This is a genomic window from Streptomyces albofaciens JCM 4342, from assembly GCF_008634025.1.
Taxonomy (GTDB): domain Bacteria; phylum Actinomycetota; class Actinomycetes; order Streptomycetales; family Streptomycetaceae; genus Streptomyces; species Streptomyces albofaciens.
In genome coordinates, this window is record NZ_PDCM01000001.1 from 3,150,727 (window position 1) to 3,174,031 (window position 23,305).

Annotated in this window: 22 protein-coding genes; 8 read left to right on the forward strand and 14 right to left on the reverse strand. The window is 73.4% G+C overall.

Features of this window, described 5'->3' with window-relative positions:
- Positions 1-178 precede the first annotated feature (178 nt).
- The 3 genes from CP973_RS14150 to CP973_RS14160 all read left to right on the forward strand — a co-directional run bounded on the left by CP973_RS14150 (position 179) and on the right by CP973_RS14160 (position 3,454).
- Complete coding sequence (locus CP973_RS14150; RefSeq protein ID WP_150240697.1) at positions 179-1,405, forward strand: PP2C family protein-serine/threonine phosphatase; 1,227 nt, start codon at positions 179-181, stop codon at positions 1,403-1,405.
- Between the two features lie 131 nt (positions 1,406-1,536).
- Positions 1,537-2,874 carry a tetratricopeptide repeat protein gene (locus CP973_RS14155; protein WP_150240699.1) on the forward strand — a complete coding sequence of 446 codons (1,338 nt, stop codon included), beginning with the start codon at positions 1,537-1,539 and terminating at the stop codon, positions 2,872-2,874.
- A 49-nt stretch (positions 2,875-2,923) separates the two neighbouring features.
- Positions 2,924-3,454, forward strand: coding sequence for an NUDIX domain-containing protein (locus CP973_RS14160; protein ID WP_150240701.1), 531 nt, complete (start codon positions 2,924-2,926; stop codon positions 3,452-3,454).
- Between the two features lie 42 nt (positions 3,455-3,496).
- Here the strand turns inward: CP973_RS14160 and CP973_RS14165 are convergent, their stop codons facing one another.
- Complete coding sequence (locus CP973_RS14165; RefSeq protein ID WP_150240703.1) at positions 3,497-3,754, reverse strand: hypothetical protein; 258 nt, start codon at positions 3,752-3,754, stop codon at positions 3,497-3,499.
- Between the two features lie 537 nt (positions 3,755-4,291).
- A complete protein-coding gene (locus CP973_RS14170; protein WP_150240705.1) occupies positions 4,292-5,149 on the reverse strand; it encodes a 3-hydroxybutyryl-CoA dehydrogenase in 858 nt (285 codons plus the stop codon).
- A 178-nt stretch (positions 5,150-5,327) separates the two neighbouring features.
- Here CP973_RS14170 and CP973_RS14175 point away from each other — a divergent pair, with 178 nt between their 5' ends.
- Positions 5,328-6,650 carry a glycoside hydrolase family 10-like protein gene (locus CP973_RS14175; protein WP_150240706.1) on the forward strand — a complete coding sequence of 441 codons (1,323 nt, stop codon included), beginning with the start codon at positions 5,328-5,330 and terminating at the stop codon, positions 6,648-6,650.
- Between the two features lie 39 nt (positions 6,651-6,689).
- On the opposite strand, the gene CP973_RS14180 is transcribed toward CP973_RS14175, so the two are convergent.
- Positions 6,690-6,893 carry a DUF1918 domain-containing protein gene (locus CP973_RS14180; protein WP_150240708.1) on the reverse strand — a complete coding sequence of 68 codons (204 nt, stop codon included), beginning with the start codon at positions 6,891-6,893 and terminating at the stop codon, positions 6,690-6,692.
- A 124-nt stretch (positions 6,894-7,017) separates the two neighbouring features.
- A complete protein-coding gene (locus CP973_RS14185; RefSeq protein ID WP_150240710.1) occupies positions 7,018-8,016 on the reverse strand; it encodes a DMT family transporter in 999 nt (332 codons plus the stop codon).
- Here CP973_RS14185 and CP973_RS14190 point away from each other — a divergent pair.
- Complete coding sequence (locus CP973_RS14190; protein WP_150240712.1) at positions 8,015-9,475, forward strand: aminotransferase-like domain-containing protein; 1,461 nt, start codon at positions 8,015-8,017, stop codon at positions 9,473-9,475. The genes CP973_RS14185 and CP973_RS14190 overlap by 2 nt on opposite strands.
- Positions 9,476-9,539: 64 nt before the next feature.
- Complete coding sequence (locus CP973_RS14195) at positions 9,540-10,025, forward strand: GNAT family N-acetyltransferase (RefSeq protein ID WP_150240714.1); 486 nt, start codon at positions 9,540-9,542, stop codon at positions 10,023-10,025.
- Positions 10,026-10,053: 28 nt separating this feature from the next.
- Here the strand turns inward: CP973_RS14195 and melA are convergent, their stop codons facing one another.
- The 7 genes from melA to CP973_RS14230 all read right to left on the reverse strand — a co-directional run bounded on the left by melA (position 10,054) and on the right by CP973_RS14230 (position 18,452).
- Positions 10,054-11,409: an alpha-glucosidase/alpha-galactosidase gene (melA, locus tag CP973_RS14200; protein WP_150240715.1), complete on the reverse strand. Its 1,356-nt coding sequence runs from the start codon at positions 11,407-11,409 to the stop codon at positions 10,054-10,056.
- Positions 11,406-12,419 (reverse strand): carbohydrate kinase family protein, encoded by a 1,014-nt coding sequence (locus CP973_RS14205; protein WP_150240717.1) that lies wholly within the window; start codon positions 12,417-12,419, stop codon positions 11,406-11,408. The genes melA and CP973_RS14205 overlap by 4 nt, the downstream gene beginning before the upstream one ends.
- A gap of 56 nt (positions 12,420-12,475) precedes the next feature.
- Complete coding sequence (locus tag CP973_RS14210) at positions 12,476-13,369, reverse strand: carbohydrate ABC transporter permease (protein WP_167538332.1); 894 nt, start codon at positions 13,367-13,369, stop codon at positions 12,476-12,478.
- Positions 13,366-14,493 (reverse strand): carbohydrate ABC transporter permease, encoded by a 1,128-nt coding sequence (locus CP973_RS14215; protein WP_244409479.1) that lies wholly within the window; start codon positions 14,491-14,493, stop codon positions 13,366-13,368. Before CP973_RS14215 ends, CP973_RS14210 begins: the two co-directional genes overlap by 4 nt.
- Positions 14,494-14,609: 116 nt before the next feature.
- Positions 14,610-16,106: an ABC transporter substrate-binding protein gene (locus CP973_RS14220; protein WP_425281965.1), complete on the reverse strand. Its 1,497-nt coding sequence runs from the start codon at positions 16,104-16,106 to the stop codon at positions 14,610-14,612.
- A 171-nt stretch (positions 16,107-16,277) separates the two neighbouring features.
- Positions 16,278-17,405: an IPT/TIG domain-containing protein gene (locus CP973_RS14225; protein ID WP_150240721.1), complete on the reverse strand. Its 1,128-nt coding sequence runs from the start codon at positions 17,403-17,405 to the stop codon at positions 16,278-16,280.
- A gap of 201 nt (positions 17,406-17,606) precedes the next feature.
- Entirely contained in the window at positions 17,607-18,452 is an 846-nt protein-coding gene (locus tag CP973_RS14230) for an inositol monophosphatase family protein (protein WP_244409481.1), read from the reverse strand.
- Between the two features lie 238 nt (positions 18,453-18,690).
- Between CP973_RS14230 and CP973_RS14235 the strand changes: the two genes are divergently transcribed.
- Both CP973_RS14235 and CP973_RS14240 read left to right on the forward strand, forming a co-directional pair.
- Complete coding sequence (locus CP973_RS14235) at positions 18,691-19,644, forward strand: AsnC family transcriptional regulator (protein ID WP_244409483.1); 954 nt, start codon at positions 18,691-18,693, stop codon at positions 19,642-19,644.
- A 118-nt stretch (positions 19,645-19,762) separates the two neighbouring features.
- Complete coding sequence (locus tag CP973_RS14240; RefSeq protein WP_150240725.1) at positions 19,763-20,170, forward strand: VOC family protein; 408 nt, start codon at positions 19,763-19,765, stop codon at positions 20,168-20,170.
- Positions 20,171-20,367: 197 nt separating this feature from the next.
- On the opposite strand, the gene CP973_RS14245 is transcribed toward CP973_RS14240, so the two are convergent.
- From CP973_RS14245 to CP973_RS14255, 3 genes are all read right to left on the reverse strand, one after another.
- On the reverse strand, positions 20,368-21,147 hold the full coding sequence (locus CP973_RS14245; RefSeq protein WP_150240727.1) for an alpha/beta fold hydrolase: 780 nt from the start codon (positions 21,145-21,147) through the stop codon (positions 20,368-20,370).
- 169 nt (positions 21,148-21,316) lie between these two features.
- Positions 21,317-22,057, reverse strand: coding sequence for a DUF4097 family beta strand repeat-containing protein (locus CP973_RS14250; RefSeq protein ID WP_208853180.1), 741 nt, complete (start codon positions 22,055-22,057; stop codon positions 21,317-21,319).
- Between the two features lie 269 nt (positions 22,058-22,326).
- Positions 22,327-23,229, reverse strand: coding sequence for a sigma-70 family RNA polymerase sigma factor (locus CP973_RS14255; protein WP_150240731.1), 903 nt, complete (start codon positions 23,227-23,229; stop codon positions 22,327-22,329).
- Positions 23,230-23,305: the final 76 nt, after the last annotated feature.

The window sequence follows — 23,305 nt, forward strand, 5'->3', positions numbered from 1 at the left end:
CCCCCGGTCGTTTCCCCGGCGGTCACCCGATCGGGTGAGATCAGTGCGCAAAGTATCCGGTCGACCACGCGGGGTCGTAAGAATCGTGCGGGACGATGCGGCTCGCTCACACAACAGGTTCCGCCGCGGGGAGAGGGCCGGGCCGACCGCCTCGATGGTTGCTGGGGGGAGCATCGGCATGATCCGAACCTGGGCGCGGCGGAGCGGCACGCCTGCGCGTGCCGCGCGAGCCCGGCGGGCCTTCGTCCTCGTGCTGCCCGGACTGTGGGTCCTCGGCGTACTGCTCTGGGAGCGGTGCACCCCCGGCGACGGCCAGTTCCTCCAGCTTCTCGCCGCCGCCCCCGCCATAGCCTGCGCCGGCACCGGCCGCCGGCAGTGCGTGGTGCTCGGCGGCCTGTGCGCGCTGCTCGCGCTGCTGCCCCTGGGCACGGAGGACCCGGGCGCCCACGTCCTCGCCCGTATCGGCACGTGCTGCGCCGTCCTCGTCGTGGTGGCCGCCAGCTATCTGACCGCGGGCCGGCGGCTGCGCCTGCTGCGGGAGCTGGAGCGTACGAAGGAAGTGGCCACCGCCGCGCAGCGGGTGCTGCTGCGCCCGCTGCCCGCGCGGGTGGACGGCATCGTGGTCGCGGCCGACCACCTCACGGCGGACGAGACCGCCACCGTCGGCGGCGATCTGTACGACGTCGTGGCGACGCGCCACGGCGTACGGGCCGTCATCGGCGATGTGCGCGGCCACGGCATCGGCGCGCTGGGCACGGTCGCCGCCGTCCTCGGCAGCTTCCGCGAGGCGGCGCACGACGAACCGGACCTGGGCGCGGTGCTCCGGCGCCTGGAGCGCGCCCTGCAACGGCACCTGCGGGAGCGGGCCCGCGCGGAGCACCCGGCGTCGGGCGGCGGCGAGCCGGAGAACCCGCTGTCCGAGGAGTTCGTGACGGTGCTGCTGGTGGAGATCGACCGGGACGGCGCCGTGCGCACCCTCAACTGCGGGCACCCGTGGCCGTACCGCCTCAGCCGGCAGGGCGCGCTTCCCGAGGCGCCCGGCGAGCCGATGCCGCCGCTGGGCCTGTTCCCGCTGCCCGCCGACCTGCCGGTGGTGGGCTGCCCGCCGCTGCAGCCCGGCCAGGCGATCTTCCTGCACACGGACGGCGCGACCGACGCGCGGGACGCCCACGGCACGTTCTTCCCGCTGCCGCGGGCGCTGGACGACAGTGTCCGCTCGGTCCGCGACTGCCGTCCCGCCCGCGTCGTCGAAGGCGTACGGGCCGCGCTGCTGCGGCACGTCGGCGGGCGGCTGTCCGACGACGTGGCGCTGCTGGTGCTGTGCAACGACCGCTGGCGGGTACCCGCCCAGGCGGAGGCGGCCCCCTCGGCGCGCGGGCGTGTCCGGGCGGGCCGGGTGGAGTGAAGGAGGGCGCGACCGGTTCACACCCCGTGTGAAGGTCGCTTCATTACGCTGATCTCAAGGGGTAGTTGAGTCGACAAGTCTACGGGCGGTCGCCCCGGCCGGGGGCGGGGCGGCCCCCTCGGGAGGGCACCATGGAGCCCAACAGCCTGCTCGACGCGATTCTCGACGAGGCGGGCATCTCACACGCCGGGCTGGCCCTGCACGTCAACCAGCTCGGCCGGCAGCGCGGACTGGCGCTGCGCTACGAACACACGGCGGTGGCCCGCTGGCTGAAGGGGCAGCGGCCACGGGGCCAGGTGCCCGACCTGATCTGCGAAGTCCTCAGCGAGCGGCTGCACCGGGCGGTGGGGCTCGACGACATCGGACTGAGCCGGCCGGGGGTGCGCCGCGCCCCGGACACCCCGCTCTCCGGATTCGTGGAACGCGCCACCGCGCTGTGGCGGTCCGACGAACAGCAGCGGCCGCACGTCCTGTCGGCCCCCGCCCTCACCGGCACCTCCGCGGTCATCCCCGTATGGGAGTGGGAGAACCCGCCCGAGGACGCCGACGTGTCCCGGGACGGCCTGACCCGGGTGTCCATGGCGGACATCGAAATGCTCCGCGCGGCGCGTACGCACTACGAGCAGATGTACCGGAAGGCGGGTGGTATCGCGACGAGAACGCGGGTCGTCGGGTTCCTCAACACGGAGGCGGCGCCGCTGCTGCGCGGCAGCTACACCGATGCGACGGGGCGTCAGCTCCACCGGGCGACCGGCGGGCTGGTGGCCGTCGCGGGCATCTGTGCGTACGACTCGGACGCTCTCGGGCTGGCCCAGCGCTACTTCCATCAGGCGCTGCGGCTGGCCAAGGCGAGCGGGGACCGGGGGCTCGGCGCGTACATCATCGCGCTGCTGGTCAACCAGTCCCTGTTCGTACGGGAGTACCGCCAGGCGGTCGCGTTCGCGGAGGCGGCCCTGCGCACGGCGGGGCCGCAGATCACCCCGGCGCTCGCGGCGGATCTCTACGCGATGCAGGCCAAGGCGTACGCACGCCTGGGGGACGGCGCGAGCGCGCTGTCCTGCATCCGGCGTGCGGAGGCGGCGGCCGAGCGCATACGCCCTGGTCAGGAACCCGACGAAACGGATTACGTCCAGCCGGGCCTGGTGAACGTACAAGTGGCGGAGGCACTGCTGAGCCTGGGGGACCTGCGTGCTGCCCGGGAACACGCGGACGCCGCCGTCGACACCCCCACGCACGACCGGGGCCGGGTCCACCGGCTGGCCATGCTCACCCATATCGAGCTGCGCCAAGGGGACGCGGACCAGGCTGTGGCCAACGCCGCGCAGATGACCGAACAGGCGCGGGGAATGGAGTCGCAGCGGTTACGGGACCGGCTGCGGGCGGTGCGCGAGCATCTGTCCGAAACCGGAGGTACCGCCACCGAGGAGGCTGCCGATCTGATCGACGAGGCGCTGCGCGTTCCACTGTGAGGCCGGCCCGTGTCACCTTGCCAGCCCAACGGCGGAAGGTGGCACATACGTGCGATGGAAGAATCTCAGTGAGCAGACCGTCTACGAGAACCGCTGGTTCCGGGTCAACCTCGCCGATGTCGAACTCCCCGACGGCCGCCACCTGGATCATTTCCTGATCCGGTTGCGGCCCGTCGCCGTGGCCACAGTGGTCAACGAGGCCAACGAGGTGCTGCTGCTGTGGCGGCACCGTTTCATCACCGACACCTGGGGGTGGGAGCTGGCCGCGGGGGTGGTCGAGGACGGCGAGGACATCGCCGCCGCGGCCGCCCGGGAGATGGAGGAGGAGACCGGGTGGCGCCCCGGCCCCCTCGAACACCTCCTTTCGGTGGAGCCGTCCAACGGCCTCACCGACGCCCGGCACCACATCTTCTGGTCCGACCGGGGCTCCTTCGTGGGCCATCCCGAGGACGACTTCGAGTCCGACAAACGGGAGTGGGTCCCGCTGAAACTGGTACCCGACATGATCGCGCGAGGGGAGGTGCCGGCCGCCAATATGGCGGCCGCTCTGCTGTTGCTGCACCACATCAGGCTGGGGTGACCCGGGCCGCGGCGGCCGAGGCGCGCCGCGTGCCCGCCGGCCTCAGCGCACCATCGCCTGCCATACGGCGATCGCCAGCGCCGCGAGCCCCGTGAGTGCGGCGATGGAGGGCAGCGGCCAGCGGCCGTGCTCCAACCGCGTGACGCGGGCATGCAAGTCGCCCGCGTCACGCTCGGTCTGCTCGGATCGCTGGGCGAGCAGCGCCAGTTGACCGTCGACACGGGCGGTCCGCACATCGAGGCAGCGTCTGAGCTCCGCCAAGTCGGTGGCAACCAGATCGGGTTCAGGGTGGGCGGTCACGGTCCGCTCCTCATTCCTTCCATGGACGGGACTTCGTTGTCGATCCGCGCATCAGTCAACTACCTCGGCACGGACGGCGGGAGCGTGTGCGGAACGAATATGCGGGTTGGCCGCGCACACCCCGTGTGAAGTCACCCGCCGTGACGGCGCCGGAGGGAGTGCGGATTTCACACGGGGTGTGAAACGCGCACCAGCGCCCGCCCCGTTCACACGGTCCCGACCATGGCCGGGAAGCCCGAAGCTGGTCTGCAACGGGGGCCGCTGCCGGTGGACGGGCGCCCATCGGCCGGTTGTCCGCCCGCCGTCTTTCCCCCGAGCGGCGGGCGGACCACGACGGGGGACGTCACTCACGGGGCGGGACGGCGGGCGGATCTTTCGTCCGGCGTGCCCGGGCCGCACGGCCCGGGGCACGGTAAAGCAGAACGGCGCGAGGGCCACTCCCTCAGGGGAGCGGCCCTCGCGCCGTGTGCCGTGGGTGCGGGCCGGGCGCCCGCCGGAGCCGGCGGCCGGGCCCCGCCGTCCGTACCGTCGCGAAGATCAGTACGGGTAGAAGCCGGAGCCGGTCTTGCGGCCGAGGCGTCCGGCGTCGACCATGCGGGCGAGCAGCGGGGGAGCGGCGTACAGCGGCTCCTTGTACTCCTCGTACATCGAGGCGGCGACCGAGGCGACGGTGTCCAGGCCGATCAGGTCGGAGAGCCGGAGCGGGCCCATCGGGTGGGCGCAGCCCAGCTCCATGCCGTTGTCGATGTCCTCGCGGCTGGCGATGCCGGACTCGAACATCCGGATCGCGGAGAGCAGGTACGGGATCAGCAGCGCGTTGACGACGAAGCCGGAGCGGTCCTGGGCGCGGATCGCGTGCTTGCCCAGGACGTTCTGGACCAGCGCCTCGGCCCGCTTGATCGTCTCCTCGCCGGTGGTCAGCGCGGGGATCAGCTCGACCAGCTTCTGCACCGGCGCCGGGTTGAAGAAGTGGATGCCGATGACCTGGTCGGGGCGGGAGGTGGCGACGGCCAGCTTCACCAGCGGGATCGAGGAGGTGTTGGAGGCCAGGATCGCGTCCGGGCGGGTCACCACCTGGTCGAGGACCTGGAAGATCTCCGTCTTGACCTGCTCGTTCTCCACGACCGCCTCGATGACCAGGTCGCGGTCGGCGAACTCGCCGAGGTCGGTGGTGAAGCTGAGCCGGCCGAGCGTCGCGTCCCGCTCCGCGACAGTGATCTTGCCGCGGTCGGCCGCCTTGCCGAGGGAGTTGGTCAGCCGTGTACGGCCCAGCTCCAGGGCCTCGCCGGTGGTCTCAGCGACCATCACGTCCAGGCCGGCGCGGGCGCACACCTCGGCGATACCGGCGCCCATCTGGCCGCAGCCCACCACTCCGACGCGTTCGATGTCGGTCACATCGTGCCTTTCGCTGATCTCGGGGTCCGGCGGCCCGCGCGGGGGCCTGTGCTCGTGGCAGGGACCCCGGCGTCCGCCTCGGCCCCGACGTTACTCCGCGGAATGCTGTGCGGCGGGGGGAGGGGCGGGCATCCTGGTGCCTTAGGACGGGACGTACCGGACACTTTGAGGGCGTGGCATGAGACGGATCACACGAAGAGCCTTCGCGGTCGCGGCCCTGACCACGGCCGCCGCGGTACCGGGCACCGGGGGCGCGGCGGCCCGCGGCCGGGGCGCGGACACCGGGCGGGCGGAGTTCCGCGGCATGTGGCTGGCGACGGTCGCCAACCGGGACTGGCCCTCCCGGCCCGGCCTGCCGCCCGCCCAGCAGCAGGCCGAACTGCTGCGGTACCTGGACGTGGCGGTCACGCGCCGCCTCAACACGGTGATCTTCCAGGTGCGGCCCACGGCGGACGCGCTGTGGCCCTCCCCGTACGAGCCCTGGTCGGAGTACCTGACCGGGACGCAGGGCCGCGACCCCGGCTGGGACCCACTCGGCTTCGCCGTGCGCGAGGCCCACCGGCGCGGCCTGGAACTGCACGCCTGGTTCAACCCGTACCGCATCGCCAACCACACCGATCCGTCGCGGCTGGTGCCCGCCCACCCGGCGCGGCTGCACCCGGACTGGGTCGTGCCGTACGGCGGCAAGCTCTACTACAACCCGGGCCTGCCCGAGGTCCGCGGCTTCGTGCAGGACGCGATCCTCGACGCGGTGGAGCGGTACGACATCGACGGCGTCCACTTCGACGACTACTTCTACCCGTATCCGGTGGCGGGCCAGACCTTCGACGACGACGCCGCGTACGAGGAGTACGGCGGCGGCTTCGAGACCCGCGCGGACTGGCGGCGCGCCAACATCGACCTGCTGGTGTACGAGACCGCGGAGCGGGTGCGCGAGGCACGGTCACCGGGCGGCGGCCGGGGCCCCGGCGGGGGGCGCGGGCCGGACCGGGGCCGGTGGCACCGGCGGCGCCGTACCCACCACCGCCCCGTACGGTTCGGCATCAGCCCCTTCGCCATATGGCGCAACCGGGCCACCGATCCGTCCGGATCCGACACCCGCGCGGGCGTGCAGACCTACGACGACCTCTACGCCGACACCCGCAAGTGGGTGCGCGAGGAGTGGATCGACTACATCGTGCCGCAGGTGTACTGGAACATCGGGTTCCCCGCCGCCGACTACGCGAAGCTGGTGCCCTGGTGGGCGGAGACGGTCGCGGGGACACGGGTGCACCTGTGCGTCGGCGAGGCCCTGTACAAGGCGGGGGCGCCCGGTCAGCCGCCCGCCTGGCAGGACCCCGCCGAACTGTCCCGCCACCTCGCTTTCGCCCGCCGCCACCCGAGGGTGCGCGGCCACATCTTCTTCTCGGCGAAGGAGGTGGCCGAGGACCGCACCGGGGCGATGGCGCGGGTGGTGGCCGACCACTACCAGGGGCCGGCCGTGCCACCGCGGGCCGGCTGAGCGGCGTGCCGGGCGGCGCCCGCCGCCCGGACCGGGCCGTTACTCCTGGGCGTCGGCCGTCGAGAACGGACGGACGACGGTGTCCGGGCCCGGGGACATCAGGGTCTCGTGCCCGTCCTCGAAACGGACGCGGTAGGGCGGGGTGCCGTTCTCGCCCAGCACTTCGATGATCTCGACGGTCCGGTCGTGCTGCCCCACGATCCTGCCGTGCACCAGCAGCCGGTCTCCCACACTCGCACGCATCGGCTACGGCCTCCTCGTCAAGTCGGTCGGAGGGTGTGTGTTCCGTGGCGGTAAGTGTACGGCCGGGCCCCACCGTTGCACCCGTGGAGAGCGGTACCGCGGGCGGTGTCCACCGGCCATTCGGTCAGCCGGCGGAGCGCTGGGTGACCGCGATGCAGACCAGGACGGCGACGGCGGCGACCGGGGCGGCCAGCGGCAGCTGTTCGCCCAGCAGCAGCACGGACCAGACCAGGGTCAGCAGCGGCTGGGCGAGCTGGAGCTGGCTGGCCCTGGACACGCCGATCGCCGCCATGCCGCGGTACCAGACCACCAGCCCGAGGAACTGCGAGCCGAGCGACAGCCACAGCAGGCCCGCCACCGCGTGCCCGGTCAGGTGCGGCGGCTCGGCGAGCAGGGCGAGGGCCGCGCCGGGCACGGTGACCGGCAGGGCCAGCAGCAGCGCCCATCCGATCACCTGCCAGCCGGGCAGGTGCCGGGCCAGCCGGCCGCCTTCGGTGTAGCCCGCCGCGCACACCAGGAGCGCGGCGAAGAGGTAGAGGTCACCGGTGCTCAGCGCGCCGCCGCTCTGCTGGACGGTGAAGCCGATGACGACGGCGGCACCGGCCAGCGCCGCGGCCCAGAACGCCTTCGACGGCCGGGCCCCGGTCCGTACGGCCGAGAACACCGCGGTGGTCAGCGGCAGCAGACCGACGACGACCGCCGCGTGCGAGGTGGTGGAGGTCTCCAGGGCGAGGGTGGTCAGCAGCGGGAAGCCCAGGACGACACCGGCCGCCACGACGGCCAGGCCGGCCCAGTGCCGGCGTTCCGGCGGCCGGACGCGGAAGACGGCCATGCAGCAGCCGGCGATGGCGGCGGCGAGCACGCTGCGCAGCGTCACCACCGTCCAGGCGCCCATGCCTTCCAGGGCCCAGGCGGTGGCGGGAAAGGTGAGCGAGAAGGAGGCGACCCCGAGGGCGGCGAGCAGGGTGCCGCGGGCGGCGGTGCCGGGGGCGGGGGCCGCGGCGTGCGTGACGGGAGACGGCCGGACGGCCTCGGCCCCCGGGCGGCCGGGGCCGGCGGCCGCGGCGGCCGTGGTGTCGACCGCTATCGCGGTACCGGTAGTAGCGCTATCGTGCTCTCTCATGCATGAGCGTAGCAGCGTCGCCGAGCTGGCCGCCATTCTCCGTAGTGGCCTCAACCGCTACTCTCCGGGTGAGAAGCTGCCGTCCAGCCGGGCCCTGGTCGAGCGGCACCGGGTGAGCCCGGTGACGGTCTCCCGCGCCCTGGCCGAGCTGGCGGCCGAGGGGCTGGTCGTCACCCGGCCCGGCGCCGGCGCCTTCCGCGCCGAGGCCCGGCCGCAGGTCCGCCCGGTGGACACCTCCTGGCAGGAGATCGCGCTGAGCGCCGAGGCGGCCGGGGACCACGCGCCGCGCGGCGTGGACGCCTCCGGCGTACTGGCCACCCTGGCCGCGCCCGCCGCCGGCGTCATCGAGCTGAACGGCGGCTATCTGCACCCCGCGCTGCAACCGGAGCGCGCGCTCGCCGCCGCGCTCGCACGGGCCGGACGCCGGCCCGGCGCCTGGGGCCGGCCGCCGATGGAAGGCGTCACCGAACTGCGCGCCTGGTTCGCGCGCGAGACCGGCGGCCCCGGCGGCGCGCTCGCGGAGTCGGACGTGCTGGTGACGGCGGGCGGGCAGAGCGCGCTGACCGCGGCGCTGCGGGCGCTGGCCCCGCCCGGCGCGCCGGTGCTCGTCGAGTCGCCCACGTACCCGGGGATGCTGGCCGCCGCCCGCGCGTCCGGGCTGCGCCCCGTACCCGTACCGATGGACGCGGACGGCGTACGGACCGACCTGCTGGCCGAGGCCTTCCGCGCCAGCGGGGCCCGGCTGTTCGTCTGCCAGCCGCTCTTCCAGAACCCGACCGGGGCGGTGCTCGCCGCGGGGCGCCGGGCGGAGGTGCTGCGGGTCGCCCGCGCGGCCGGCGCCTTCGTGGTCGAGGACGACTTCGCGCGCCGCCTCGTCCACGAGGACGCGCCACCGCTGCCGCCCACCCTGATCTCCGACGACCCGGACGGCACGGTCGTACACGTCTGCTCGCTGACCAAGGCCACCTCGCCGAGCCTGCGGGTGGGTGCGCTCGCCGCGCGCGGACCGGTGCTGGACCGGTTGCGCGCCATCCAGGTCGTGGACAGTTTCTTCGTGCCCAGGCCGCTTCAGGAGGCGGCCCTGGAACTGGTGGGCTCCCCGGCGTGGAGCCGTCACCTGCGCTCCACTTCGGGCCAGTTGGCGGTGCGCCGGGAGGCGCTCGCCGCGGCGCTCCGGCTGCACTTCGGGGATACGGGGACGGGCCCCGGCGTACGGGTCGTCCCGCCCGGCGGCTACCACCTCTGGCTGCGCCTGCCCGACGGTACGGACGAGGCGGCGCTCGCCGGGGCCGCGCTGCGCGCGGGTGTCGCGGTCGCCCCGGGCCGCCCGTACTTCGCCGCCGAGCCCCCGGCCCCGCACCTGCGCCTAACGTTCGCCTCGGCCGCCGGGACCGCCGAACTGGCCGAAGGGGCGCGGAGGTTGCGCGCCGCGTACGACGAAGTGACGGGCGGCGGGTGACGCGGCGGGCGGCGCGGAACGTAATCCGTTCGACTCCGGCCGCATCCTCTGCCAGCCTCCCGCCATGAACGACACGACCCGCGGCGACCTCGCCCCCGAGCCCGTGACCGACGGCATCCCCGCCGGTTACGAGGTCTCCACCGACCCGGACCGGCTGGACCTGGCCCTGATCCACCACTGGCTCTCCACCGACGCCTACTGGGCGCTCGGCCGCCCCCGCGAGCGCCAGGACCGGGCGGTGGCCGGATCGCTCAACTTCGGCCTGTACGAGGCGGATTCCGCCGGGGACGGCCGGGGGCGACAGGTCGGTTACGCCCGGGTCGTCACCGACCACACCACCTTCGCCTGGCTCTGCGACGTCTACATCGCCCCCACGGCCCGCGGCAAGGGCCTGGGCACGGCCCTCGTCACCCACGTCCGCGACCACCTGGCGCCGTACGGCCTGCGCCGCATCCTGCTGGCGACCGGCGACGCCCACGAGGTCTACGCCCGCGTCGGCTTCGAGCCGCTGGCCGACCCGGGCAAGTGGATGGCGCTCGGCCTCCAGTAGCGCGCGGGTCCCGCCCCGGGCGCCCGCCTCAGTGCCCCAGCACGGCGCGCAGGTCCGGCTGGAGCAGGTCGGCGTGGGCGCGTACGAGGTCGTCGCACAGGTCCCAGATGCGTTCGACCGGGAGGGCGGCGGCGGTGGCGGGGTCCGTCATCGCCGCGTGCCGGATGTGGCGCGGCTCGCCCTCCACCGCCGCCCGTACGACCAGATCGTTCGCGCTCACATAGGTCCGGTTCAGGGCCGCGCACTGCGGGGGCAGGGCGCCGACCCGGGTGGGCTGCACCCCCAGCGAGTCCACCAGGCACGGCACCTCCACCACCGCCTCGGCGGGCAGGTTGTCCACCAGGCCGTGGTTGGGCACATTGCCGTAGACGGTGCGCGGGGTGCCGGAGACGACGCTGTGGATGATCTGCGGCGCGTACTCCATCGTGCCCTCCACCGGCAGCGGTGTGCCCGCGGCGAGCGCGTCCCGGGTCTTCTCGTACTCGGCGGTGTTCTCCTCGATGATGTCCAGGTAGGTGCCGATCGGCAGCCGCAGCCGCTCCACCTCGCTGTCGTGGTGCAGATACCAGGGCACGTACTCGGACGAGTGCTCGCTGGTCTCGGTCGGGTAGTAGCCGAGCCTGCGGTACATGTCCACGCGCACCCGGCGCAGCAGCTGCGGGTCCTTGGCGATCGCGTCGTCCAGCAGCGGGTACAGGCTCCGCCCGCCCCGCTCGAACCGCAGCACCCACGCCTGGTGGTTGACGCCCGCGGCCAGGTACGTGATCTCCTCGTAGGGGACGTCCAGCAGCTCGGCGAGGTCGCGCACGGTCCAGTAGACCGAGTGGCACAGGCCGACGACGCGGCGCAGCGGCGTGGCCCGCGCCAGGTACATCACGTTCATCGCCATCGGGTTGGTGTAGTTCAGCAGCCAGGCGTCCGGGCAGAGTTCGGCGATGTCGTCGGCCAGGGCGCGCAGCAGCGGGAAGGTGCGCAGCGCGCGGAAGATGCCGCCGACGCCGAGGGTGTCGCCGATGGTCTGGCGCAGGCCGTAGCGGGCGGGGATGCGGAAGTCCGTACGGGTGGCCGCGTTCATGCCGACCTGCACGGTGTTGATGACGAAGTCCGCGCCGTCGAGTGCCGCGCGCCGGTCGGGGTGCGCGGTGATGCGCGGCTCGGCGCCGCGGGTGGCGGCGATGTGGCGGGCCGCGCCCTCGGCGGTGGCGAGGCGTTCGGCGTCGATGTCGTGCAGGGCGACGTGGATGCGCCGCAGCTCGGGGAAGGCGAGCAGGTCGGCGAGGAGGCCCTGGGTGAAGACGACGCTGCCGGCGCCGATGAACGCGATCTTCACGGCGCCGGTGCCGGTGCCGATGCCGGTGCGGCCGGTCGGGGCGGTGCTGGTCATGCGTGGCTCCCTGGTCGGGTCGTGAGGGCGGCGGCACGGGCCTCGTCCCAGGTGGGCTGGGCCGCCGTACCGCCGTGGGCGCGGGTGGACAGGGCGCCGCAGGCCGCGGCGAAGGAGAGGGCCGCGGGCAGGTCCAGGCCGTGCAGGACCGCGGCGATGAAGCCGGCGTCGAAGCTGTCGCCCGCGCCGACGGTGTCCACCGGGTCGGCGGGCACGGCGGCGGTACGGGTGAGGACGGCGCCGTCGTGGGCGAGCGCGCCGGCCGCGCCGTCCTTGACGACGACCAGCGGGCCGAGGCGGGCGAGGGCGGCGGCAGCGGAGGCCGGGCCGGTGCCGGGCCGGTCGCCTTCCGGCGTCCCCTCAGACACCTCCTCCGCCGACCCGGGTGCCAGCGTGGCGGCCAGCGCCCGTGCCTCCGCCGCGTTCGGCAGCAGGTGATCGACCGACTTCAGGACGGGGCCGAGGAGTTCCGGGTCCCAGCGTTGCGCGGGGTCGTCGTTCGTGTCGAGCGAGGTGGCCGCGCCGTGCCCGCGGGCCCGCGCGAAGAGGTCGCCGAGCGACCGGGCCAGCCGCGGCATCAGGAAGAACGATCCGGCGTGGACGTGCCGGGCCGCGGCCAGCAGCCGGTCCGGCACGTCCTGCGGCCCGGTGGCCGCCAGACAGCCGGGGGCGGTGAGGATCGCGCGGTCGGCGCCGTGCGTGAGGACGGTGGTCAGCGGGGTGGGCAGCTCCGGGTCGGTGGCCAGCGCCGAGACGTCGACGCCGCGCCCGGCCAGTGCCGTACGGACGAAGGCGCCCGCGGCGTCGTCGCCGACCCGCCCGGCGAACGTCACCCGGAGCCCGAGCCGGGCGGCGCCACAGGCCGTGATCGCGGCCGAACCGCCCGGCAACAGGCGCCCGGTGCCGACCAGTTGCTCGCGCTGCCCGAACTCCGGTGTGCGCGGGACCGGGCCGACCACCACATCGGGGTTGGCGTCGCCGATCACGAGGAGATCGAAGGGACGGGGCACGGACACCTCCGGGGCGGGGGCTGGGCGGGGAGCGGAGCAGACGGACCAGCAGAGGGCTACCCCTTCAGCCCGCTCGACGTCAGCGACTGGATGAAGGTCTTCTGCGCGAAGAGGAACGCCACCAGCACCGGCAACACGGTGATCACATTGCCCGCCATGATCGCCGACCACCGGTTGTGGTGCTGCCCCTGGAAGGTGGTCAGCCCCAGCTGGAGCGTGTACTGGGTGTCGTGGTTGATGGCGATGAGCGGCCAGGTCAGATCGTTCCAGGTGGTCAGGAAGGTCAGCACGGCGACCGTGGCCAGCGCCGGGCGGGCCAGCGGCAGCACGACGGAGTACAGCACCCGCAGCCGCGAGCAGCCGTCGATCCAGGCCGCCTCCTCCAGTTCCCGGGGCAGTGCGAGGAAGAACTGCCGGAAGAGGAACACCGCGAACGGCGTGACCAGCGACGGCACGATCAGCGCCCCCAGCGTGTCGATCAGCCCCAGCCGCTTCATCACCAGGAACGTCGGGATCATGGTCAGCTGGAACGGGATGACCATGGTCGCCAGCATCAGCCCGAGCAGCAGCCGGGACCCGGCGAACCGCATCCGGGCGAAGGCGTAACCGCCCAGCGATCCGAGCAGCAGGTTGGAGAACACCGCCGTGACCGCGACGACCGAGGAGTTGGCGAACCAGCGCGGAAACATCGCGTTGCCCAGCACGTAGTCGTACCCGCCGAGATCGATCCCGGACGGCCACAGCGCGGGCGGGAAGCGGTTGATCTCGGCGTTGGTCATCACCGAACTGAGCACCAGCCACACCAGTGGCAGCGCGAAGCCCACCGACAGCGGCGCGAGCAGCAGGTGCCAGGCGCTGAAGGGCAGGCGACGGCGGCGGGCCGGGCGCCGTGGCGCGGTGGTCCCGCGCGGGCGCGCGGTGCCGGGCGGCACGGCCGCGGGCGCGGTCACCGCACCGCTCCGTCCGGCGTGGCGTCCGGCCGGCGCCGCCGGTACAGGCGCAGGGCGGCGCCCGCGACGAGCAGGGCGGCGGCGAGGACGTACGCGGCGGCGGCCCCGTATCCGGCGGTGAACATCTGGAACGCCTGCTCCCATACGAAGTAGACGATGACGGTGGTCGACCCGAGCGGGCCGCCCTTCGTGGTCACATAGATCAGGTCGAAGACCTGGAGCGCGGTGATCAGCTCCCACAGGAGCAGGAAGACGGTCACCGGCGTCAGGGAGGGCAGCTTGATGTGCCACAGCACCCGCAGCCGGTTCGCGCCGTCCAGCCGCGCGGACTCGATCAGCTCCTGCGGCACGTCCTGGAGCGCGGCCAGGTAGACGACGACGCAGAAGCCGACGCCGCTCCACAGCGAGATGAGCACCAGCAGGTACAGCGCCTGCCCGGGGTCGGAGAGGAAGCCCTGCCGGGACACGCCCAGGTGGTGCAGCAGGGAGTTGGCCACGCCGAACTGCGGGTCGAGGATGAAGAAGAACAGCACGCCCTGCGCGGCGGCCGAGATCACGAACGGTACGAAGATCAGCGTCCGGTAGAGGCCGATCAGCCGGATACGGCGGTTGAGCGCCAGCGCGAGCACCAGGCCGCCGGCCAGGCTGAGCGGCACGTACAGGCCCGCGTAGACGAGGGTGTTCTCCACGGCCGTACGGAAGCCCGGGTCGCGCACCAGCGCGCGGTAGTTGTCCAGACCCACCCAGCGCCCCGGCGTGACCAGGTCGTCCGCCCGGAAGGAGAGCAGCAGCGACCAGACGACGGGGACGATGCTCAGGCCCAGGATGATCAGGACGGAGGGGCTGATGAACGCCCAGGCGGTGGCGTTCTCCCGGCGGGTGCGGGCGGCGAGCGTACGGGGGCGGCGGGGGGTGGGGCCGGACGGGTGCCGGTCTCCGGGCCGGCGGCGGCCGGGGGTGTCGTGACGGGGGCTCAGGGTGAGGGGGCGGGGGATGGTGCGCCGGGGGGTGGTGCGGCGGGGCGGACGGTCCGGTTCCGTACGCCCCGTGTCCGTGCTCTCCGTACGCCCTTTCTCCGCATGTTCCGAGTCCGTACGCCTTTTCTCCGTACGCCCTTTCTCCATGCGCTCCGAGTCGGTACGTCCCGGTCTCGTACGGTGGTCACCGCGCGGCCTCGGCGGCATGGCACCCTCTCCCGTCCGGCCGTGTCCGGCCGCTGCGTCGTGCGCGTCGTCCGGTCTCATCGGGGGATCAGCAGCGCCGCGTCGGCCTTCTCGGCGCAGGTGCGCAGCGCCTCGGCGGGGGAACGGCGACCCAGCAGCACGGCGACGATCGCCTCGCCGACCGCCTGCGAGATCTGCGGATACGCCGGGTGGACGGGCCGGACCCGCGCGGTGCTCAACGCGGTGGTGAACACCGGCAGTCCGGTGGTCCGCCCCTCGTAGCGCCGCCACTCGGGCCGCCGGGCGGACGCCGTGCTCAGCGGCAGGCTGCCGCCGTTCACCGCCCACCGCACGTCCTGCGCCGGGTCGCCCAGCCAGCGCAGGAACTCGACCGCCGCCCGCGAGCGGGCCGGACCGTTGTCGAACACGGTCCAGGTGTCCGGCCCGGAGATCGTGCACGGCCGGCCGCTGTATGTCGGCGGTGCCACCACGTCGTAGTCGACCTCGCCCGCCACGATGTCCGGCAGCTCCCACGGGCCGGTGGCCATCATCCCCATCCGGCCGCCGATGAAGACCTGGTGCATCTGCTCGCTGCCCGGCTTCGGGTCCACGTAGACGCTCTTGTCGGCGGCGAGCCGCGCCAGTGTGCCGAGCGCCCGCTCCCCGACGTCCCGGAAGCCGATGCTGTGCCCGTCCGGCGCGATGACCTCGCCGCCGAGGTCCCACACCAGCGGCCACAGCCGCCAGACGGTGTCCTCGTCGCCGGTGCCGGGCCAGCCCGTACCGAAGGTGCCGCGGCCCGGGTCGGTCAGCAGGCGCGCGGTACGGATGAAGTCGTCCCAGGTCCAGCCCGGTCTGGGGTAGGGCACCCCGGCCTGCCGGAACAGCTTCCGGTTGTAGACGACGCACAGGGTGTCCAGGACGGCGGGCGCGGCCCGCACCTTGCCGTTGAGGGTGACCGCCTCGCGGACCGAGCCCCAGAACCGGGGCCAGTACGGGGTGTCCCGCAGCGTGTCGGTGAGGTCGACCACGCGCGGACTGCGCGCGACCCGCGCCAGATCGGCCCCGAAGATCAGCGCGATGTCCGGGTACGAGCCGGCGGCCAGCGCCGCCGTCACCTTCTGGAGCATCGCGTCGGCCACCACGCCGCCGCCCCCGGCGTCCACCCGGATACGGGACTGCCGGCGGTTGAAGTCGTCGACCAGGGACTGGATGGCCTTGCGGCCGGTGTCGGCCTGGCCGTGCCACATCTCGACGGTGATCCTGCCGTCGGCACCGACGCTGTCCGCCTCCGAAGGCGCGCAGCCGGCGAGCAGCGGCGCGCTCGCGGCGCCCACGGCGAGGGCGGCGCCGGTGCGGAGGAGGTGGCGGCGTGCGGGGGCGCTTGGCCGGGGCGGTGGGGTGGGGGCCGGGACACGGGGGTCCCGCACCCGTAACCCTGCCGTGAGCCCTGCCGTATCCGTACTCGCGCTTCCCGTATCCGTACTCGCGCTTCCCGTATCCGCGCGTGTTGTGCCGCTGCGCCCCGCAGCCGTGCGTCTCTTGCCCGTGCCCCCGCCCGGTGCGTCGCCCATCACCGGCCACCCCCTCGAAGAACCGGTCCGAGGTTCCGAAGAACCGTGTGCGGCCGCTCCCGGGCCCCCGAGCCGGACGGTCGGGAGCCCTCAAGAGCTAACCAGCAGGCACCGATCGGTGCAATGGTGCTGCCGCGACGGGTGAGGCGCCGCGGGGCACCGTCCCTCGCGCTACGGTGTCGCGTCCGTGTCCGCGTCCGTGTCCGTGTCCGTGTACGTGAACCGGTCCGCGTCCACCGTCGCGCTCGTGCCGCCCGCCGTCGTCACGGTGACGTGCACGGTGCCCGATCCGGCGGGCGAGGTGCTGCTGCAGAACGAATCCCCGCAGGACACGTGCGCCGCCGCCGCGTCCCCGAACGCGATCGTGCCGCCCGCCAGGTTCGAGCCCAGCACATACACCGAAGTCCCGCCCCGCGACGGGCCGCCGCGCACGCTCAGCCCGGTCACCACCGGGGCGGCGGGCGGCGTGGGCGGCGGCCCGGTGTACGCGAAGCCGCCCGGCGCTCCGGCCGCTCCGCCCGGCGTCACGACGGTGACCGGGACGCTGCCGGAGCCGCCCGGCGAGGTGGCGGTGCACTGGGTGGCGGTGCAGCTGACGTTCTTGGCCTGGTCGTTGCCGAAGAGGACGAATCCGGTGTCCAGGCCGGTCCCGGTGAGGGTGACGGCGGTGCCGCCGACGCCCGGCCCGGTGACCGTGTCGATCGCGGTCACCACCGGCCGGTCCGGCGTCCCGGCGGGCTGCTGCGGGCCGTTGACCGTATACGTACTGACGTTGTTGGCGGGGTTCACGTCGTCGCGGTGGGCGACGGTGGCCCTGATCACCCCGGCCGGCCGATCCGCACCCGAGGTCACCTGCACCTTCATGAAGTCACCGCGACCGGGCACCCGCGTCCCCCGGAAGGTCGCCTCCAGATGCCGCCCGTCCGGCGACACGCGCTCGCTGAACGTGTAGTCGTACGGCGTCGAGTACATCAGCGCGCCACTGGTCTTCAGGCCGGGCGGCAGGTCCACGGTCAGATGAGTGATCCCGGTGACGTCGGCCGTGCCGACCGAGGTCCACTGGACGGAGAAGTTCCCGTAACTGTTGGGCCGCGTCGGGTAGTTCCCCGCCTGGGAGACGGCCATGTCCGGGCCGGTGGCGGTGGCGGTGGCGGTGGCGGTGGTGGTGGTGGCGTGCGTGGTGGTGGCGGTGGTGTGTGCGGTGGTGGCGGCGTCCGCGGCGAGGGCGGGGCCCGCCGCGAACAGGGCGGTCACGGCGAGGACGAGGGCCCACCAGGCCGCTGCTAATCGAGTCGTCATGCTCCCCGTCATCGCCCGTACGGCTGTTCCCGTTACGCCCCTTCCGTCACGCCTGCGGCCGGACAGGGGTAATCCGGCCGTAGGCTCAACTGGCCGCTTTTGCCTGCTTCTGGCCGCTTCACCGCTTCAGGCTGTCCCAGGCCACCTCAGGCCGCCGTTCAGGCGGGCGGGTCGTCGGGGACGATGGAGCGGCACCACCGGTCACGGCTTCAGCAGTTCCAGCAGCGACGCGTGCAACCCGTGCGGTGCCGCGAGGAATCCGGCCGCCCCGGCCTGCCACGGGCGGCCCTCCAGGTCGGTGACGACGGCACCCGCCTCGCGCGCGACCAGCGCGCCGGGCAGCAGGTTGGCGTCGTCCCGGCCGTACTCCCAGAACGCGTCCAGCCGCCCCGCCGCCGTGTCGGCTATCTGCCACGAGGTGGGGCCCAGGTTGCGGACGGCGCTCACGGCGGGCAGGACCGCGGCGAGCGACCGCCCGGCCGACGCCGCGGCCGTGGGCTGCTCCGCGATGAAGGGCGGAGCGCTGGTGGCCACGAGGGCCGCCTCCAGCCGGGACCGGGACGACGGGGCGATCGGTTCCCCGTTGCGGGTGGCGCCGTGCCCGGCCGCGGCCAGGTACGTCTCGCCGAGCAGCGGCGCGTGCAGGGCGGCGGCCACCGGCTCGCCGTCCCGTACCAGGGCGAGGCTGACGCAGAACTGCGGCAGGCCCTGCATGTATTGCACGGCACCGTCGATCACGTCCACCATCCACGCGTCACCGGCCGCCGGCAGCCCGGCGTCCGCGCCGCTGCCGAGGCTGTGCTCGCCGTGAAGTTCCTCGGCCCAGGGCACGCCGGGGAGCAGCGCGTCCAGATGCCGGCGCATGACGGCGGTGGCCGGGCCCTCGACGGCGAGGTAGGCCGTGGCCAGTTCGTCCATGGTGTCGGCGGGCGGAGCGGCGGCGGGCTGCGGGGAGTTGACCAGAAGGGCACCGACTTCGTGGGCGGCGGCGGCCATGGGGGCGAGCAGGGAGGCGTACGTCGTCATGTTCTTTTCCGTCGTCGTCATAATTTCTTCTCGTGTTCTGCGGGATGTCCGCGTTCCGGGGCTTCTCCGGCTGCGCTGTTGGGCTGTTGGGCTGCTGAGCTGTTGGGCTGGTGGGGTTGTCGGGCCCGCTGGAGCCCGCTGAGTTCGCATTTCGGGGCGGACGATGTGCTGATCCTGCGCTGTGGGGGCTCGGATCGGTCGATCCAGCCCGGGAGAGTGAGCGAAACTGTCCTGCATGGCGCAAGAAACGAGCGAATGTGTGCGTGACACCTCCCCTCTTGGCCTCCGTGATCAGCGGCTGATCGCCGCGTTGCAGTGCGACGGGCGGCTGAGCGCCGAACGGGCCGCCGAGGTGCTGGGGGAGAACCCCCGCACGGTGCACCGCCGCTGGCGGGCACTGACGGGCGACGGCACGGTCAAGGTCGTCGCCGTGCCCGTACGGCCCGACTCGGTCGGCGCGCTGTTCCTGCGCATCAAGGTCCTCAAGGGCAAGCTGGACGCCCTCACCGCGGCCCTGGCCGCCCGCCCGGACGTCCCGTTCATCGACCTGTCCGCCTCGGGCGACGAGATCACCGCCGTATCGCTGACCGAACCGGGTTCCCGCGACCACCTCGTGTTCCGGCAGCTGCCCGCCACGCCCGCGGTGGCGTCCGTGTCCGCCGCCACGGTGCTGCACGTCTTCGCCGAGGCGTCCGACTGGCGCCACGACGTCCTCACTCCCGAGGAACGCGCCGCCCTGACCCTGCCGCCGGGCGACTTCGGACCACCAGGGGGCGGTTCCGTCCCCGACCCGGTGGACCGCGACATCATGGCCGCCCTTCAGGACGACGCCCGTACCCCCGCCGCGGCGATCGCCGCCCGCACCGGGCACCCCGCCTCCACCGTCCGGCGCCGTCTCGCCCGCCTGATGGCCGACGGCCGGCTGAGCACCCAGGTGGTCGTGGATCCCAAGCGCCTCGGACTGCACATCGACGCGAACGTGATGATGCAGGTGCCCCCGGACCACCTGAACACCGTCGGCCGCGCCCTGGCCCGACACCCGGCCGTGCACGGCGCGTTCGCCACCACCGGCGCCGCCAACCTGCACGCCGCCGTCTGGGTGCGGGACCTCGCCGCCCTCTACCGGCTGATCACCCACGATCTGACCGGCCTGGGCATCAGCGGCGTCGAAACGGTCCTCGTCGGTCACGCGGTCAAGCGCCCGGGCCGCTGAGCCGCTCGACGGAACGGGCATCGCCGCCTACCATCGGCCGCGACGGCATCGCGTGTCGGTCACCGGCCGGGTGAGGCATGGAGGTGCCCGTGAGATTGCCTTACGGAGGCATTCCACAGTGTCAGTGCAGTTGAACCACACCATCATCCACTCCCGGGACAACCGGGAATCCGCGGAATTCCTGGCGCACATCCTCGGGCTCGAAGTCGGCGAGGAATGGGGCCCGTTCGTCCCGCTGGAGACCAGCAACGGCGTCACCCTGGACTTCGCCACCATCCCGGCGGAGTCGATCGTCATGCAGCATTACGCGTTCCTCATCAGCGAAGCGGAATTCGACACGGCCTTCGCCCGCATCCAGCAGGCGGGCCTCACCTATTACGCGGACCCGCACGGAAAGCAGCCGGGCGAGATCAACCACAACGACGGCGGGCGCGGCGTCTACTTCCTCGACCCGGCCGGCCACGGAATGGAACTCATCACCCGGCCGTACGGGGGCGGCGCCGTGGAAGAGGACTCCGCCACCTGAGAGTTCCGGCCGTGGCCCTCCTGCCGGAACGCCGGACGCCCCGGCAGCAGCAGCGGCCTCCGCTTCGCCACCTGACCACGTGACGGGGGCGGGCGCCCGTGGCATCGGTCCACGGGCGCCCGCACGGCCTCATCGCCCTCTGCCCTCTCGACGCGGGGGTGCGCCGGCGTGGTGAACGGCCGCCCGCGACATCGCGGTCATACGGTGGTCTGCCCGGTGGCGCACACCTCCTTCAGCAGCGCGACCAGCCCGTCGGGCGCGTCGATCATCGCGTCGTGGCCGCTCTCCAACTCGAAGTAGCGCCAGCCGGCCGCCTCGTCGACCCGGGACGTGTCCAGGTGGGACCGGGCCCGGCCGTCCGCTCCGGAGACGCAGCGGATGTAGACCTGCTCGACGCCGTCGTTCCAGCCGTCGGGCAGGCGCAGGGGCGTGCGGACCGTGCCGTACGGATGCGGGGTCAACCGGCGTTGCACCCAGGCCGCGTCGCCGCCCCGGACCCCCATCGCGGTCGCTTCGCCGACCGGAAGCACAGCCACCCCGTCGACCACCGTGTGTGCCCGGGCGAGGCGGTGGACCTGCGGGTGCACCGCGCTGACGCTGTCGCCGTCGACCGGTACCGGGCTGTCCAGATAGACCAGACGGCGTACGGCCGGATGCCGCAGCCGGGCGGTGACGCCGGCCGCGACCATACCGCCGTAGCTGTGGCCGACCAGCGTCACACCGCTCAGCTCCTCCGCCTCGATCATCGCCAGCACATCGGCTATGTGCGTGTTCAGATCGACGTCCGGGGTCAGCAGATGGGCCCGCTCACCGAGGCCGGTGAGCGTGATCGCGTGCACGTCGTGGCCCAGGCCGCGCAGCGGGCCGAGGACCTTGCGCCAGCACCAGCCGCCGTGCTGCGCGCCGTGGATGAGGACCAAGGTCTCGTCGGAAGTGGCCGAGGTGGCCGAGGTGGTCATCTCGTCGGAGGTGGTCATGGGGGCTCCTTGCGTCTCGCATACCTGTCGGGAGGGCACCCGGCAGTTCCTGCGCAAAGGTGCCGGACCCCGCCGACAAGCCGCCGACACCCGACCGGCAGGACCCCGATACGCCAGGGAAGCCGCGGTGCCGCCGTCCGGCCACCCCGGGCTACCGCGCCCGCGGCGCTCAGCTCTCCTTGACCGTCACATCTCCGTTCGTCGTCGTGAGGTCGAGCCGGTACGCGGCGGCCGGATCGTGGGGCACGCCGATGTTCTTGTCCCCGTTGTCCGTCTTCGCCGATATTCGGTAGTGGTCGCGCTTGCCGCCGGGCACGGTGAGGGTGACGGCGCCGTTCGTCGTTTTGGCGCGGACGCTCTGCGGTGTTTCGGTGGTGAGGTCGACGGCGCCGTTGGACGTCTGCGCGCGTACGCCGTTGCCCTTCAGACCGCGCCCGTGGATACGGCCGTTGGTGGTGCGGACGTCCACCGCGCCGGTCACGCCGTCCAGATTCACCGCGCCGGAGGAGGTGCGCACCCGTACCTCGCCGACGTTCGACAGACCGACCGCGCCGGACGAGGTCTCACCGGTCACCGGAAGGCCGGCCGGCACCTCGACCGTGTAATGCACCGAGCAGCCGTTCCCGCAACCACCGAGCACCAGCACGCCGTTCTCCACGCGGTGGGACGCCTTTTGCGGCCGGTCGCCTCTGTACCGGAGCTTGCGGTGGACCGAGACCGTGTCGAGCGACGTCTTCCCGCGGAGGGTGAGACCGCCGGAACCACTGTCCAGCCGGACGGAGGTGACGCGGGCCGGGAGCCGGGCGTCGTCCTCGTACGTGGACTGTTTCACCAAGCCGCATGCGCCGAGTCCGCTCATACCGACAGCGGCCACGGCGACGGCCCCGAGAACGCGGAGATGACGACGCACGGATTCCCCCCAAGTCGTGCACGGACGCGGCACACGGGTCGGGTGCGCCTCGCGGATTGCCGCCCTCCCGCTGCGGCGATTCCCAGGCTATGCGGAGCGCCGGGCCCGCGACCATGAGGAAAACCCCCGGTTCCACCTGCGGAACTCCGCAGGCCCGCCCAGAGCTCCGCCCCGCCCGGAATGCCCCCCGCGCCGCCCGCCCGGAATGCCCCCGTGCCGCCCCGCCCGGAATGCCGCCCCCGCGCCGCCCCGCCCGGAAGACGGCCCCGCTACCCCCGCCCCTCCCTCTCCGCCACATCCGGCCCCAGCCCGAGCCCCCGCAACCGCTCCGGATCCGCGAGGATGTCGATCGCGACGACCTTGCCGCCCGTGATCGTCAGCCCCATCACGGACACCGGCTCCCCGTCCGCGACCGTCACGATGCCCATGGCCCCGTTCACCAGCGCGGGCCGGGCGAAGTGCGCGAAGCGCCGGAACATGAAGGCCCGCCCGGCCACTTCCCGCGCCCCACGGGCCGTCGCGGCCAGGCCCGGGAACCCGGCGCCCGTGTCGGCGCGGAGCACCACGTCCGGATCGAGGACCGCGACCAGCGCCTCGAAGTCACCGGCGCGCGACGCGGCCATGAAAGCGTCCACGACCTCCCGCTGCCGGGCCAGGTCGGTGTCCGGCGTGGCCGTTCCCCGCACCCGGCGGCGCGCCCGGCTGGCCAACTGCCGCGCCGCGGCCGGGGTGCGCCCGACCACCGGTCCGATCTCCTCGAAGGGCACGGCGAACATGTCGTGCAGCACGAACGCCAGCCGCTCCGCAGGCGCCAGTGTCTGGAGCACCACCAGCAGGGCCAGTCCCACCGAGTCGGCCAGCAGCGCCTGGTGCTCGGGGTCGATCCCGTCCGCGGCTCCGCCGATGACCGGGTCGGGCACGCGTACGTCGAGGGACTCCTCACCGCGCGCCGTCCGCGCACGCAGCATGTCCAGGCACACCCGGCCGACCACGGTCGTCAGCCACCCGCCGAGGTTGCCGACACCGCTCACGTCGGACCGGCTCAGCCGCAGCCAGGCCTCCTGCACGGCGTCGTCCGCCTCGCTCAGCGAACCGAGCATGCGGTACGCCACCGCCCGCAGATGCGCTCGGTGCTCCTCGAAGCGCTCCGCCAGAAAATCGTTCTCGTCCACCGGTCACATTCTCCCGTCGGGTTCCGTCACCTCTATGACGAACCGTTTCCGTGCAATGTGACCGGCTGCCCGCCCA